General features: G+C 73.1%; 13 protein-coding genes. 1 reads left to right on the plus strand and 12 read right to left on the minus strand.

Going from position 1 to position 13,690, the window contains the following annotated elements; translation table 11 throughout:
* Positions 1-21: 21 nt before the first annotated feature.
* The 12 genes from K415_RS0118100 to K415_RS0118155 form a co-directional block, all read right to left on the minus strand.
* Positions 22-1,074, minus strand: coding sequence for a hypothetical protein (locus K415_RS0118100; RefSeq protein WP_024288439.1), 1,053 nt, complete (start codon positions 1,072-1,074; stop codon positions 22-24).
* Positions 1,071-2,645: a ribosome biogenesis GTPase Der gene (gene der, locus K415_RS0118105; protein WP_024288440.1), complete on the minus strand. Its 1,575-nt coding sequence runs from the start codon at positions 2,643-2,645 to the stop codon at positions 1,071-1,073. The genes K415_RS0118100 and der overlap by 4 nt, the downstream gene beginning before the upstream one ends.
* 34 nt (positions 2,646-2,679) lie before the next feature.
* Entirely contained in the window at positions 2,680-3,411 is a 732-nt protein-coding gene (locus tag K415_RS0118110) for a 1-acyl-sn-glycerol-3-phosphate acyltransferase (protein WP_024288441.1), read from the minus strand.
* A gap of 33 nt (positions 3,412-3,444) precedes the next feature.
* Complete coding sequence (gene cmk, locus K415_RS0118115; RefSeq protein ID WP_051480651.1) at positions 3,445-4,194, minus strand: (d)CMP kinase; 750 nt, start codon at positions 4,192-4,194, stop codon at positions 3,445-3,447.
* Positions 4,191-5,309 carry a prephenate dehydrogenase gene (locus K415_RS0118120; RefSeq protein WP_024288443.1) on the minus strand — a complete coding sequence of 373 codons (1,119 nt, stop codon included), beginning with the start codon at positions 5,307-5,309 and terminating at the stop codon, positions 4,191-4,193. Before K415_RS0118120 ends, cmk begins: the two co-directional genes overlap by 4 nt.
* 17 nt (positions 5,310-5,326) lie before the next feature.
* Complete coding sequence (gene aroH / locus K415_RS0118125) at positions 5,327-5,689, minus strand: chorismate mutase (protein ID WP_024288444.1); 363 nt, start codon at positions 5,687-5,689, stop codon at positions 5,327-5,329.
* Positions 5,690-5,881: 192 nt separating this feature from the next.
* Positions 5,882-6,649: a pseudouridine synthase gene (locus K415_RS0118130; protein WP_029664109.1), complete on the minus strand. Its 768-nt coding sequence runs from the start codon at positions 6,647-6,649 to the stop codon at positions 5,882-5,884.
* Positions 6,646-7,320: an SMC-Scp complex subunit ScpB gene (scpB, locus tag K415_RS0118135; protein ID WP_024288446.1), complete on the minus strand. Its 675-nt coding sequence runs from the start codon at positions 7,318-7,320 to the stop codon at positions 6,646-6,648. The genes K415_RS0118130 and scpB overlap by 4 nt, the downstream gene beginning before the upstream one ends.
* Positions 7,317-8,324: a ScpA family protein gene (locus K415_RS22185; protein WP_081785279.1), complete on the minus strand. Its 1,008-nt coding sequence runs from the start codon at positions 8,322-8,324 to the stop codon at positions 7,317-7,319. The genes scpB and K415_RS22185 overlap by 4 nt, the downstream gene beginning before the upstream one ends.
* Positions 8,314-9,189 (minus strand): ParA family protein, encoded by an 876-nt coding sequence (locus K415_RS0118145; protein ID WP_024288448.1) that lies wholly within the window; start codon positions 9,187-9,189, stop codon positions 8,314-8,316. Before K415_RS0118145 ends, K415_RS22185 begins: the two co-directional genes overlap by 11 nt.
* A gap of 68 nt (positions 9,190-9,257) precedes the next feature.
* Complete coding sequence (locus tag K415_RS0118150; protein ID WP_024288449.1) at positions 9,258-10,220, minus strand: site-specific tyrosine recombinase XerD; 963 nt, start codon at positions 10,218-10,220, stop codon at positions 9,258-9,260.
* Positions 10,221-10,228: 8 nt separating this feature from the next.
* Positions 10,229-11,152: a heme o synthase gene (locus K415_RS0118155; RefSeq protein WP_051481021.1), complete on the minus strand. Its 924-nt coding sequence runs from the start codon at positions 11,150-11,152 to the stop codon at positions 10,229-10,231.
* Between the two features lie 308 nt (positions 11,153-11,460).
* Between K415_RS0118155 and tkt the strand changes: the two genes are divergently transcribed.
* Complete coding sequence (gene tkt, locus K415_RS0118160) at positions 11,461-13,620, plus strand: transketolase (protein WP_024288451.1); 2,160 nt, start codon at positions 11,461-11,463, stop codon at positions 13,618-13,620.
* Positions 13,621-13,690 lie beyond the last annotated feature (70 nt).

Here is a 13,690-nt window from a genome sequence, read left to right on the forward strand (position 1 = left end):
CGCCGCCAGCCACGACGTCGCTCAGCGCACGCGGCGCCGGAAGTCCGCGGACTTGTCGGCCTCGGCGATCTGGTTGAGCTCCGCGGCGACCAGGCCGAGCACGAGCAGGTCGACGAACAGCCCCGTGGTCGCCGCCCACTCCTCGACCCGGAAGAGGAACACCTGGGTGATCAGGAGGCTCACGAGCACCGCACGCCGGAACATGACGTAGGCGGCGCGTCGTCGGGTGCGGACGATCGCCAGACCGGTCGCGGCGAACAGTGTGGAACCCGCCGCCCCGACCAGGAGGCCGACGATGATCCACGTCGGTACGTCGGCCTCGTCCCGCCAGGCCAGGAGCCCCCGTCCGACCGCACCGATCGATGCCGCCACGAGCACACCGACGGTCAGCCAGGGCACCCAGCGAGCGGTGACCAGCCGACGGGTCGACCGCACGATGGCGCTGCCGATCAGGTTGATCGGGTTGGGCAGCTCGATCGGGTCGTCGGCGACCACCGCGACCAGGGCCCGGACCTCGTCGGCACCACGAACGGCCCCGGCCCGCTCCAGCAGAGCCTCGGCCGCGGCGCGGGCCCGCGGGGTGAACCCGCCCGCCAACCCGGCGACGGCGTGGTCGGCGGCACCTGCGAGGTGCTCGACGGGATGGTGCGGGAACCTGCCGTGCAGCGTCTCGCCGAGGAGCACGAGGCCTACGACGACCAGGTAGATCAGCGCCGCGGTCGGCTCGTAGAAGTAGTCGTTGTCCGCCGTGACGAACTTGCCGACCTCGTCGACGAACAGCCCGAACCCGACTCCCCCGAGCAACGCACCGACCGGCCGGGCGACCGGGCCGGCGAAGGACAGCAGGACGACGAAGGCCAGACCCATCAGCAGGCCGCCCCACAGCACGTGGGCGACGTGCAGGCCACCGCCGCCGATCTGGGGGTAGCCGGCGGCGGCGAGCAGCGCGCGGGTCAGCAGGACGGTGACGACGGTGGCGACAGTGAAGCCGGCCAGGTGCGAGGTCGCGGCCGGGTCGCGCGGCAGGCCCCAGCGCAGCAGCATGCCGCGACGTGCGCCCGACCCGGTGCTCACCGCTTGCGCTTCTCCCGGACCCGGACCGAGATCGAGATCGGCGAGCCCTCGAAGCCGAAGGTCTCGCGCAGGCGGCGCTCGATGAACCGGCGGTAGCCGGCCTCGAGGAAGCCGGTCGCGAAGATGACGAAGCGCGGCGGGCGCGTGTCGGCCTGGGTCGCGAACAGGATGCGTGGCTGCTTGCCGCCACGCAGCGGGTGCGGGTGTGCCGCGACGAGCTCGCCCAGGAACGCGTTGAGCCGGCCGGTCGGGATGCGCATGTCCCAGGACGCCAGCGACCGTTCGATCGCCGGGACGAGGCGGTCCTTGTGCCAGCCCGTCAGGGCCGAGATGTTGACCCGCGGCGCCCACTGCACCTGCACGAGGTCCTGCTCGATCTCGCGCTCGAGGAAGGGGCGGCGGTCCTCGTCCATCAGGTCCCACTTGTTGTACGCGATGACCAGGGCGCGGCCGGCGTCGACGACCTGGCTGATCACGCGGGTGTCCTGCTCGGTGAGCTTGACGCTCGCATCGACCAGCACCACGGCGACCTCGGCCTTCTCGATCGCCGCCTGGGTGCGCAGGGACGCGTAGAAGTCCGCGCCGGTGGTCTGGTGCACACGTCGCCGGATGCCGGCGGTGTCCACGAACCACCACGTCTTGCCGGCCAGGTCGACGAGCTCGTCGACCGGGTCACGCGTGGTGCCGGCCTCGGCGTCCACGACGACCCGGTTCTCGCCGAGCACCTTGTTGAGCAGGCTCGACTTGCCGACGTTCGGCCGGCCGACGAGCGCGACCCGGCGCGGCCCGCCCTCGCGCAGCGCGCCGCCGAAGGCCGAGACGGTGGGCAGCTCGTGGATGATCGCGTCGAGCAGGTCCCCGGTCCCACGGCCGTGCAGCGCGGAGACCGGGTGCGGCTGACCCAGGCCCAGGCTCCACAGCTCGGAGGCGTCCGCCTCGGCACGCGGACCGTCGACCTTGTTGGCGGCCAGCACGACGGGCTTGTTGGCCTTGCGGAGCAGCTTGACGACCTGCTCGTCGGTCGACGTCGGGCCGACGGTCGCGTCCACGACGAACAGGATGACGTCGGCGAGGTCGATGGCGATCTCGGCCTGCTCGGCGACGCGGGCGTGCAGCCCTGCGACGTCGACCTCCCAGCCTCCGGTGTCCACCAGCGTGAAGGAGCGGCCGGCCCACTCACCGGTGTAGCTGACCCGGTCCCGGGTGACGCCGGGCTTGTCCTCGACGACGGCCTCGCGGCGGCCGAGGATGCGGTTGACCAGCGTCGACTTGCCGACGTTCGGCCGGCCGATCACTGCGAGCACGGGCAGCGGTCCGGCCGGAGCGGCACCGGACTCCCCTGCCTCGGCGCCGTCGAGCAGGGCGAGGTCCTCCTCGGCGAGCTCGTACTCGGAAAGGCCGACGCGCAGGGCGTGCTCGCGTGCGGCCTCCTCGGGCGTCAGGGGTGCGAGCGCGGCGAGACCCTCAGGTGCAGCAGTGTCGGTGGGCTCGACGGCGCCCTCGGGGGCGGCGGGGCCATCAGCGACAACGGGGCCGTCGGGCGCGGCGTCGTCGGGAAACGTGTCGGTCATGGGGCCCATCCTCCCAGGCCCGAGCGGTCAGGGACTAACCGGGGGTGGATCGCCGTCCGCCGGTCCCGCCGGGAGCACCGCCGGGAGCGCCGTCGGGAGAGTCGAAGGGCAGGTCGATGCCGGTGCGGGCACTGGCGGCCCGGACGTGGGCGGCCAGGGCCGAACGCAGCTCCTCGCTCGCCTGGGCGACCGCCACCCGGCCCGAGACGCCCGCCGGCCGCTCGAAGACCATCGGCTCGCCGAACTCGACGACGAGTCGTCGACGCGGTCGCGGCACGTGGTTGACCGACTCCCCCGTGCGGCGGGTGCCCAGCAGTGCGACCGGCACCACGGGCGCCCCGGAGGTGACCGCGAGCCACGCGACACCGGCCCGCGAGCTCGACGCGTCACCCTGACCGCGGTTGCCCTCGGGGAAGATCGCGACGGCACCACCGCGCCGCAGCACGCCCAGCGCAGCCACCAAGGCGCCGCGCCCGCCGCTGCGGTCGACCGGGATCGCTCCCGAGAGCCGCAGGAGCACACCGAACGGACCGCGGAAGAGCTCCTGCTTGACAATCACGTGCGTTCCCCGCGGAGCGACGCCGTGCAGGACGGGACCGTCGAGGACGCCGACGTGGTTGGCCGCGATCAGCACACCGCCGGTGCGCGGGACGCGGTCTGCGCCGATCACCCGGGTGTCCCAGACCACCCGCGCCAAGAACCGACCCAGCCACCGCGACCAGCGAGGGCCGGCCGGGCCGGGGACGGCGGCGGCGGCGCTGCTCATGGGGTCCTCCGGGTCATGCGGTGGTTCACCAGATCACGCCGTCCGGCCGGTCACCCGGGCGATGACGGCCAGGACGGCCTCGATGGTCTGCTCGAGGTCCAGCTCGGACGAGTCGACGGTCACCACGCCGTCGGCGGCGGTGCGGAACTCGACCACCGTGGAGTCCTGCGCGTCCCGGCGGACGACCTGGTCGCGGGTCGCGTCGACGCTCGCGGCGTCGGCCGAGCCGTGCAGCTCTCGAGCACGCCGGGCGAGCCGCGCCTCCTCGCTCGCAGTGAGCAGGATCCGCACGTCGGCGTCCGGGGCGATGACGGTGGTGATGTCGCGTCCTTCGACGACCACGCCGCGGCCACGGCTGAAGCCCTCGCCGTGGCGCTCGACGTCGACGACGCGACGCTGGCGTCCGCCCAGGTCCGCGCGCACGTCCAGGTTGGTCGCCACCGCCGAGACCGCGGCGGAGATCTCACCGGCCCTGATCGCCGTGGCGACGTCCGTGCCCGACACGGCGAACGTGGGGAACCGCGGGTCGAGCCCGAGCTCGAGGACCATCGCGTGCACGGTGGCGGTCACCGCGTCGGTGTCCGCGAGGTCGACGCCCTGCTGCAGGCACCACCACGTCGCCGCGCGGTACATCGCACCGGTGTCGAGGTAGGCCAGGCCGAGCCGGGCCGCGACCTTCCGGCACACGCTGGACTTGCCCGAGCCGGACGGCCCGTCGACCGCGATCACCAGAGGGCCGTGCGCCGACGGCTCACCATGACGCCCCGCTACCGGCGCGGTCATCCGGCGAACCGCCAGCCGCGCGCCGTGAGCTCGTCCTCGAGCCGACCGCGCAGCCCGCGCAGGACGGAGATCGCCGCGAGTCCGACCGGCTGCCGCGGGGCGTGCTCGAGGGCGAGCTCCTCGAGGTTGATGCCAGCCGCACCGACGTCCGCCAGGAGCCGGGCCAGCTCGCCCGGGGCGTCGGGCACGAGCACCGTCACGACGTCGTAGGCACGGCGCACACCGCCGTGCTTGCCCGGGATCCGGCTCACCCCGACGTTGCCCGCGGCGATCGCCGACGCCACGGTGCCCAGGGCACCGGAGGCGACCGACTCCGACCCGGCGGCGGCCGCGGCCTCGTCGAGCGCAGCGATCACGCCGTCCAGGTCGGCCCGGAGCGCGCGCAGCACGGGGTTCACGGCGCCGGCGTTGGCCGCGAGGATCGACGTCCACAGGGCGGGATCGCTCGCGGCGACCCGCGTGACGTCGCGCAGGCCCTGGCCGGCGAGGTCGAGGGCCGCCGGGTCCGCGTCGCACAGCCGGGCGGCCACCAGCGAGGCGGCGATCTGCGGGACGTGCGAGACGAGCGCGACGGCGTCGTCGTGCGCGCGGGCGTCGAGCATCACGGGAGTCGCCCGCAGGTCGTTGGCCAGGTCACGGACCACCCGCACCGCGTCGCCGCCCGAGGTGCCGGAGCCCACCACGACCCACGGCCGCCCGGCGAACAGGTCGGGGCGCGCGGCCGTCGGACCGCTGCGCTCCGAGCCTGCCATCGGGTGCGAACCGACGTACCGGCTCAGGTCGGCTCCGGCGGCGCGCAGCGCGTCCAGGACGGCGGACTTCACGCTCGCCACGTCGGTGACGACGGCGCCCGGGTGGGCCGCGAGCTCGGCCAGGACGACGTCCGGGGTGACGTCCGGAGGTGCGGCCACCACGACGAGGCGCACGTCGGTGTCCTGCGGCGTCGCCAGCCGACCGGCGCCGACGTCACGTGCGAGCAGCACGGTGGTCCGGGACGGGTCGTGCAGGACGACGTCGACCCCCAGGTCGCGCAGGGCCATGCCGATGCTCGCACCCAGCAGCCCGGTCCCCACGATGCGCACCGGACCGCGGGTGGCCGCACGCTGCTCGGGCATGCCGGCGGAGGGTGTCGTCACTGCGCGAGGTCTCGGCGCAGCACGGTCGCGCCGTGCAGGTACACGTGCCGCACCTGGCTGCGCGGGACGTCGAGCTCGGCGTGCGCCATCAGGCGGACGACCCGCGGCAGCGCCGTCGGCACGTCGATCTCGACCGCGCACATCAACGGGACGTCACCCATGCCCATCTCGCGGGCGGCGGTGGCCGGGAAGTCGCTGCGCAGGTCCGGCGTGCAGGTGAACAGGATCGAGATCAGGGCGTCGGTGCCCAGGCCGTTCGCGTCCAGGACCTCGCGCACGAGCTCGGCGGTCCGCTCGAACAGGTGCTCGCGGTCGTCGCACTCGAGCTGGGTCGCCCCGCGGATCGCGCGGACCGTCATCGTGCACCTCGCCTGCTCGTCGCTGCCACCCGGTCACGTCCCCGACCGCCGGAACCGACGGCGAGCGTACTCGCAGTCGCCGTCGCTGACCGGGCCGTCCTCACAGTGGTCGCACCCGAGAACCCAGTGGTCGCACCCGAGAACCCAGGGGTCGCACCCGAGACCACCGTGATCACACCCGCGAGCGGGGGCTCACAGGCCCACAGCCGCCATCAGGGAGCCGAGCTCCTCGCGACCGAGCACGCGGGTGCGTCCCGGCGGCAGGTTGCCCAGCCGGATCGGTCCGACCTGGGTCCGCAGCAGGCGCGTGACCGGGTGCCCGACCGCCTCGAACATGCGGCGCACGACGTGGTTGCGGCCCTCGTGCAGCACGACCTCGACCATGCTCTGGGTCGGCATCGTGTCCACCAGCTTGTAGGCGTCGACCTTGACCGGGCCGTCGTCGAGCTGCACCCCGGAGCGCAGCCGCTGACCCAGGGACCCCTTGACGTGCCCCTCGACCGTCGCCAGGTACGTCTTGGGCACCCCGAACGACGGGTGGGCCAGCCGGTTGGCGAGCTCGCCGTCGTTGGTCATCAGCAGCAGACCCTCGGTCTCGGCATCGAGGCGACCGACGTGGAAGAGCCGCTCCGAGTGACCGCTGACGAGCTCGGCGAGGGACGGCCGGCCCTGCGGGTCGTGCATCGTCGAGACCACTCCGAGCGGCTTGTTGAGCGCGATCGTGATGAGCGAGGTGTCGAGCTGCAGGCGCAAGCCGTCCAGGTGCACGACGGCCTTCGTCGGGTCGATCCGGACCCCGAGCTCACGCACGACGGTGCCGTCGACCTGCACACGGCCCGCGACGATGATCTGCTCGCACGCGCGCCGCGAGCCGAGGCCGGCGCCGGCGAGGACCTTCTGCAGCCGGATCCCGTCCGGGTCGTGCACGTCGATCGGCGGCTTGCTGCGGGAGTCGTTCATGATCTGTCTGCTCCGGATTCATCGCCTGACTGGTCGTCGATGCCCTGCATCGCATCCAGGTCAGGCAGGTAGGGCGCGAGCGGCGGAAGCTGCTCGAGGCTGGTCATCCCCATGCGCTCGAGGAAGTAGGACGTCGTGCGGTAGAGCACGGCACCACTGGGCTCGATGCCCTGCTCGGCGACCAGACCGCGTGCTGTCAGCGTACGCACCACGGAGTCGACGTTCACACCGCGGACCGCTGAGACCTGCCCGCGGGTCACCGGCTGCCGGTAGGCGATCACGGCGAGGGTCTCCAGGGCGGCCTGGGTCAGGCGGGCGGCCTGACCGTCCAGGACGAACCGTCCGACGACGTCGGCGTGGGCCGGTGCGGAGTAGAAGCGCCAGCCACCGGCGACGTTCCGGAGCTCGAAACCGCGCGGCCGACCACCGTCGCCGCGGTACTCGGCCGCGAGGGCCTCGAGCAGCCCCTCGACCCGGTCGGTCGGGAGTCCCAGCACCGTCGCGAGCTGGACGGCGGGCACGGGCTCGTCGGCGACCATGAGCACCGCTTCGAGGGCCGCGTGGGCTCCCCCGGGCAGGTCGGCGACGTCGAAGGACAGCTCCTCGACGGACTGCTCGGTGGCGGACTGCTCGACGGCGGTGACCGTCGGCTCGGGCGTCTCGGCGCTCATCGGCGTCCCTCCTCGTGGTCGTCTGGCTTCCCGGCTGCGCTCGGGCTGTCGGGGCTGTCGGGCCTGTCCGGGGACGGCCCGTCGGCCCGCGCGTCCGGGGGTTCGTCCGGCAGCGCACCGAGGGGGTCGGCGCCGGGCGCGCCACCGTAGTCGTCGGTCACGTCGACCTCGACGTCGTCCGTGCCCGTCCACCGTACGGTCAGGTCGCCCAGCGGGCTGACCTGGTCGAACGCCACGACACCCTCGCGGAAGAGCTCGAGCAGCGCGAGGAACCGGACCACGATCACGAGCGTCGTGTCGGCGTCGTGCACCAGCGCGCGGAACGAGCTGGAGCCGCTCCGTCGCAGCCGGTCGACGAGCACCGCCGCCTGCTCCCGCACACTGACCGCCGGCGCGTACAGGTGCGTCAGGTCCACCCCGGCCGGCGTCTGCCGGGGAGCGAGCGCGTGGGCGGCGAGGATCGCCAGCTCCGACGGCCCGATCTGCAGCACCAGCTCGGGCAGCAGCGCGGCGAGCTGCGGCTCGAGCGCCACCGTCCGGGGCAGGCTCCTGGCCTGGAGCTCGAGCCGATCGGCGATCCCGCGTGCGACCTCCTTGTAGGCCCGGTACTGCAGCAGGCGGGCGAAGAGCAGGTCCCGGGCCTCGAGCATCTCGAGGTCCTCGGCGTCCTCGACGTCGCCGGCCGGCAGCAGCCGGGCGGCCTTGAGGTCCAGCAGGGTCGCCGCCACGACGAGGAACTCGCTGATCTGGCTGAGCTCCCACGGCGCATCGCCGGCCTCGGCAGCGCGCACCGCCGCGATGAACTCGTCGGTCACCTCGGCAAGGGCCACCTCGGTGATGTCGAGCTTGTGCTTGGCGATCAGGCCGAGCAGCAGGTCGAACGGACCCGTGAAGTTGACCAGGTGGACGTGGAACGGCTCACGCGGGCTGCGGGCGACGAACGCGCCGTCGGAGGCGTCGTCGAGCGGAGCCGTACGGGAGCCGGTCAGGTCGTCAGGCGGCATCGCCGCGGGCCACCAGCTCGCGGGCGAGCTGGCGGTAGGCGATCGCACCCGGGTGCGTCGGCGCGTAGGTCGTGATCGGCTCGGCCGCGACCGAGGAGTCCGGGAACTTCACCGTCCGTCCGATCACCGTGTGCAGCAGCTGCTCGCCGAACGCCTCGTTGACGCGCGCCAGCACCTCACGCGAGTGCAGCGTGCGCGGGTCGTGCATGGTCGCGAGGATGCCGTCGACCTGCAGGCGCGGGTTGAGCCGGTCGCGCACCTTCTCGACCGTCTCCACGAGCAGCGCCACGCCGCGCAGCGCGAAGAACTCGCACTCCAGCGGGATCAGCACGCCGTGCGCCGCGGTCAGGGCGTTGACGGTCAGGAGCCCGAGCGACGGCTGGCAGTCGATCAGGATGACGTCGTAGTCCTGCTCGGCCGGACGTAGGACGCGGGACAGGATCGACTCCCGCGCGACCTCCCCGACGAGCTGGACCTCGGCCGCGGAGAGGTCGATGTTCGACGGCAGCAGGTCGAGACCCTCGACGGCTGTCGGCCGGACGATCTCCGAGAGGACCGCGCCGCGTTCCATCAGCAGGTTGTAGACCGTCCGGTCCAGCTCGTGCGGGCTGATGCCGAGGCCGACCGACGCGGCGCCCTGCGGGTCGAAGTCGACGATCAGCACGCGGCGGCCGTAGCTCGCCAGGGCGGCACCGAGGTTGATGGTCGTCGTCGTCTTGCCGACGCCACCCTTCTGGTTGCACAGCGCGATGATCCGCGCCGGGCCGTGCGAGGCGAGGGGGGCCGGCTCGGGGAACGTCGGCAGGCGCCGCCCGACGGGGTCCGTGGCGGTCGCGGCGGGTCCGTCCGGGTCCTGGCTGGTCACGGCCCGAGGCTACCGCAGCACGGCGGTCGCGGCGGTCGTCCTCGCCGTCGGTGCGGGGCTTGCTGCCGTCAGTGCAGGGCTCGTGGGTGCGCTGCCGCATAGACCTCGCGCAGCGTGTCCGGCGTGACCTGGGTGTAGATCTGCGTCGTCGTCACCGAGGCGTGCCCGAGGAGCTCCTGCACGACCCGGACATCCGCTCCCCCGGCCAGCAGGTGCGTGGCGAAGGAGTGGCGCAGGGTGTGCGGCGAGACGCTGTCGGCGCGGTCGATGCCCGAGCGTTGCGCCGCGAGACGCAGCACCGCCCACGCGCTCTGCCGGCTCAACCGGGCGCCGCGGGTGTTGAGGAACACCGCGGGCGTCCCACGCCCCGCGGCCGCGAGCACCGGCCGCGACCTGACGAGGTAGGCGTCGACCGCCTCCCGGGCGAACGAGCCCACCGGGACGACCCGCTCCTTGCTGCCCTTGCCGAGCAGCCGCGCCGCCGCGGCCGCCGGGTCCAGGTCGAGGTCGTCGACGTCCAGGCCGACGACCTCGCTGATCCTGGCGCCGGTGGAGTACAGGAGCTCGAGCAGCGCGCGGTCGCGCAGCGGAACCGGACCATCGCCCTGGCCCGCGGCGACCAGGATCCGCGCGACGTCGTCGGTCGAGATCGCCTTCGGCAGCCGGCGTGGCTGGACCGGCGGGTGCACGTCGGTCGACGGGTCGCCCGGGGCGAGCCCCTCGGCGGCGCAGAACCGGTGCCAGCCGTGGACCGCGGCGATCACGCGCGCCGTCGACGAGGCGGCCAGCGCTGTCGCGCCGTCGGAACCGGTGCGCACGGAGGTCACGAAGCCGCGGACGTCGGCCGGCTCGACCGCGGCCGGCGTCGTGCGGCCGGTGGCCTGCAGGTACGCGGTGTAGCGGGCGAGGTCGCGGCGGTAGGCGCTGAGCGTGTTGCCGGCCAGCCCGCGCTCGACAGCGAGGTGGTCGAGGAACCCGTCGACGGCACGTGTGATCGCGGTCGCGGCGTGCGCGTCGGCGGACCGTGCCATCGGTCGGTTCAGACCGGGAGGAACGGGTCGACGGCCACCGCGAGGAACAGCAGCGTCAGGTAGGTGATCGAGCCGTGGAACAGCCGCATCTCGCCGAGCTTGACGCCCGGACGGCGGTGCCGTGCCCGGCGCAGCAGGGCGATCGTCGAGCCGAGGAACCACAGGCCGAGCACCGACGCGGCCACGACGTAGACCCAGGTCATGTCGGCGAGGGGCACCAGGACGAGCGAGCAGGCCACCATCCCGACCGTGTACGCGACCATCTCCCAGGAGACCCGGACGTCGTCCGCGACGACCGGGAGCATCGGGACGCCGGCTGCGGCGTACTCGCGCCGGAACTTCATCGACAGCGGCCAGTAGTGCGGCGGCGTCCAGAAGAAGATCACGCCGAAGAGCGCGACGGGCGCCCAGGTGAGCGAGCCCGTCGCGGCAGACCAGCCGATCAGCACGGGCATGCAGCCGGCCATCCCGCCCCACACGATGTTCTGCGGTGTGCGGCGCTTGAGGATCATCGTGTAGCCGACGACGTACATCACGATCGCGGCGAGGGCAAGGGCCGCCGACAGCAGGTTGACCAGCACCGCGAACCAGACCAGCGAGAACAGACCGAGGACGAAGCCGAAGACCAGCGCGGGCCGGGGGGCGATCTCGCCGGTCACCAGCGGGCGCCGCTTGGTCCGGTTCATGAGCTCGTCGATGTCGCGGTCGATGTAGCAGTTGAGCACGTTGGCCGAGCCCGCCGCCGCGGCACCGCCGACGAGCGTGCCCAGCACGAGGCCGACGGAAGGGAACCCGCGCTCGGCCAGCATCATCGTCGGCAGGGTCGTGACCAGGAGCAGCTCGATGATGCGCGGCTTGGTCAGGGCGACGTAGGCGCCGACCCGGGAGCGGACGGCTGCGAGGGTCACGGCGAGTGGCACGCCGAGGCGCACCGCACGGCTCGACGCGTGCCCACCGGTCTCGTCGATCGGGGCGGGGCTGGCAGTGCGCACGTCGGCGAAGCTCCGTTCTGCTGGTTGCTGGCGCCCATGGTAGGCCGTGCGCGCACGGACGACCGTCCACCTGGCGGCGCGGCGCTCGTGGCCCCGTGCCCACCGGTAGGCTCGACGACGATGCGGCCGCACCGACCCGGCACGCCCAGCGGGCTTCCTCAGCGGCTCGGACCGGGAGTCTGACGGCATCGTCCAGCAGTGCACCAGGCGACGACCCGGGCCACCGTCCGGGCAGGAATGAGGATCCCGTGAACGCGTCCGCACACTCCGCAGGCGTCCAGTGGTCGGAGCTCGACCGCCGGGCCGTCGACACCGTCCGCGTGCTCGCGGCCGATGCCGTGGAGAAGGTCGGCAACGGCCACCCCGGGACTGCGATCAGCCTGGCGCCGCTGGCCTACCTGCTCTACCAGAACACGATGTGCCACGATCCGGCCGACCCGCAGTGGCTGGGCCGGGACCGGTTCATCCTCTCCGCGGGGCACTCGAGCCTGACCCAGTACATCCAGCTCTACCTGGCCGGCTACGGCCTGGAGATCGAGGACCTCGCGGCGCTGCGCACCTGGGGCTCCAAGACGCCGGGTCACCCCGAGTTCCGGCACACCGACGGCGTCGAGATCACCACCGGCCCGCTCGGCCAGGGCCTGGCCAGCGCTGTCGGCTTCGCGATGGCGGCCCGCCGGGAGCGGGCGCTGCTCGACCCCGATGCCGCCCCGGGGACCAGCCCGTTCGACCACCACATCTACGTCATCGCCTCCGACGGCGACCTGCAGGAGGGTGTCACGAGCGAGGCGTCCTCGATCGCCGGCACCCAGAAGCTGGGCAACCTCGTGGTCGTCTGGGACGACAACCACATCTCGATCGAGGGCGACACGCAGATCGCCTTCACGGAAGACGTCCTGGCCCGCTACGCGGCCTACGGCTGGCACGTGCAGATGGTCGACTGGACCGCCGGCCCCGACGGCTACGTCGAGGACATCGAGGCGCTCAACGCCGCGATCGTGGCGGCCAAGGCCGTCACCGACCGGCCGTCGTTCATCGGTCTGCGCACGATCATCGCGTGGCCGTCGCCGACCAAGCAGAACAGCCATGGCTCGCACGGCTCCAAGCTCGGCGCCGGTGAGGTCCGCGGCCTCAAGGAGGTCCTCGGCTTCGACCCCGACGCCACGTTCGACGTCGCGCCCGAGGTCATCGCGCACACCCGCAAGGCGCTCGAGCGCGGTGCCGCGGCCAAGGCCGCCTGGCAGCCGGGCTACGAGGCGTGGCGGGACGCCAACCCCGAGCGCGCCGAGCTGCTCGACCGGCTCGTGTCCGGCATGCTCCCGGCCGGCTGGGCGGACGCGCTGCCGACGTTCCCCGCAGGCAAGGCCGTCGCGACCCGCGCAGCCTCGGGCGAGATCCTCACCGCACTCGCGCCGGTGCTGCCCGAGCTCTGGGGCGGCTCGGCCGATCTCGCCGGCTCCAACAACACGACGATGACGGGCGAGCCGTCGTTCCTGCCGGCCGAGCGCTCCACCAAGGAGTTCGCCGGTGACGTGAACGGTCGCACGCTGCACTTCGGCATCCGCGAGCACGCGATGGGCTCGATCCTCTCGGGCATCGTGCTGCACGGTCTGACCCGCGCCTACGGCGGCACGTTCTTCACCTTCAGCGACTACATGCGCGGTGCCGTGCGGCTCGCGGCCCTGATGGGCGTCCCCGCCATCTACGTCTGGACGCACGACTCGATCGGGCTCGGCGAGGACGGTCCAACGCACCAGCCGGTCGAGCACCTCACCGCCGTCCGCGCGATCCCGGGTCTGGCGATCGTCCGGCCCGCCGACGCGAACGAGACGAGCGCCGCCTGGAAGGCGATCCTCGAGCGTGTCGACGGTCCGGTCGGCCTGATCCTGACCCGTCAGAACGTGCCGACCTTCCCGCGTGGCGAGCAGGGTTTCGCCTCGACCGGCGGCGTCGCGCGAGGTGCGTACGTGCTGATCGAGGCAGGCGACGGATCCCCCGAGGTCGTGCTGATCGGCACCGGCTCGGAGGTCCAGCTCGCGGTCGCCGCGCGCGAGACCCTGGAGGCTCAGGGGATCAGCACCCGCGTGGTCTCGGCGCCGAGCCTCGAGTGGTTCGCCGAGCAGGACGCGTCGTACCGTGAGCAGGTGCTGCCGGCGGCGGTGCGTGCCCGGGTGTCCGTCGAAGCCGGTATCGCGATGTCCTGGCACAAGATCGTCGGCGACGCCGGCCGCACGGTCTCGCTCGAGCACTACGGTGCGTCGGCCGACGCGGAGACGCTCTTCCGCGAGTTCGGGATCACGGCTGAGGCCGTCGTCGCTGCGGCGCACGAGTCGATCGCCGCAGCTGCCGGCGACCCCGCACCCGGATCGGCCGCCGTCCCGACGCAGAGCGGCACCGGCGACCTCTGACCGAGGCTCCACCTGATGACCGCCCGGGACGACGGCACACCCGCCGACCCGGGCGGTCCGGACCGAAGGA

It is taken from the genome of Cellulomonas sp. KRMCY2, assembly GCF_000526515.1.
GTDB lineage: Bacteria > Actinomycetota > Actinomycetes > Actinomycetales > Cellulomonadaceae > Actinotalea.

Bases quoted from the DNA above. Each gene is read 5' to 3' on its own strand.
- aroH (WP_024288444.1), bottom strand. From the start codon at position 5,689: ATGACGGTCCGCGCGATCCGCGGGGCGACCCAGCTCGAGTGCGACGAC.
- K415_RS0118120 (WP_024288443.1), bottom strand. From the start codon at position 5,309: ATGCCCGAGCAGCGTGCGGCCACCCGCGGTCCGGTGCGCATCGTGGGG.
- K415_RS0118150 (WP_024288449.1), bottom strand. From the start codon at position 10,220: ATGGCACGGTCCGCCGACGCGCACGCCGCGACCGCGATCACACGTGCC.
- der (WP_024288440.1), bottom strand. From the start codon at position 2,645: ATGACCGACACGTTTCCCGACGACGCCGCGCCCGACGGCCCCGTTGTC.
- scpB (WP_024288446.1), bottom strand. From the start codon at position 7,320: ATGAGCGCCGAGACGCCCGAGCCGACGGTCACCGCCGTCGAGCAGTCC.
- K415_RS0118130 (WP_029664109.1), bottom strand. From the start codon at position 6,649: ATGAACGACTCCCGCAGCAAGCCGCCGATCGACGTGCACGACCCGGAC.
- cmk (WP_051480651.1), bottom strand. From the start codon at position 4,194: ATGACCGCGCCGGTAGCGGGGCGTCATGGTGAGCCGTCGGCGCACGGC.
- K415_RS22185 (WP_081785279.1), bottom strand. From the start codon at position 8,324: ATGCCGCCTGACGACCTGACCGGCTCCCGTACGGCTCCGCTCGACGAC.
- K415_RS0118110 (WP_024288441.1), bottom strand. From the start codon at position 3,411: ATGAGCAGCGCCGCCGCCGCCGTCCCCGGCCCGGCCGGCCCTCGCTGG.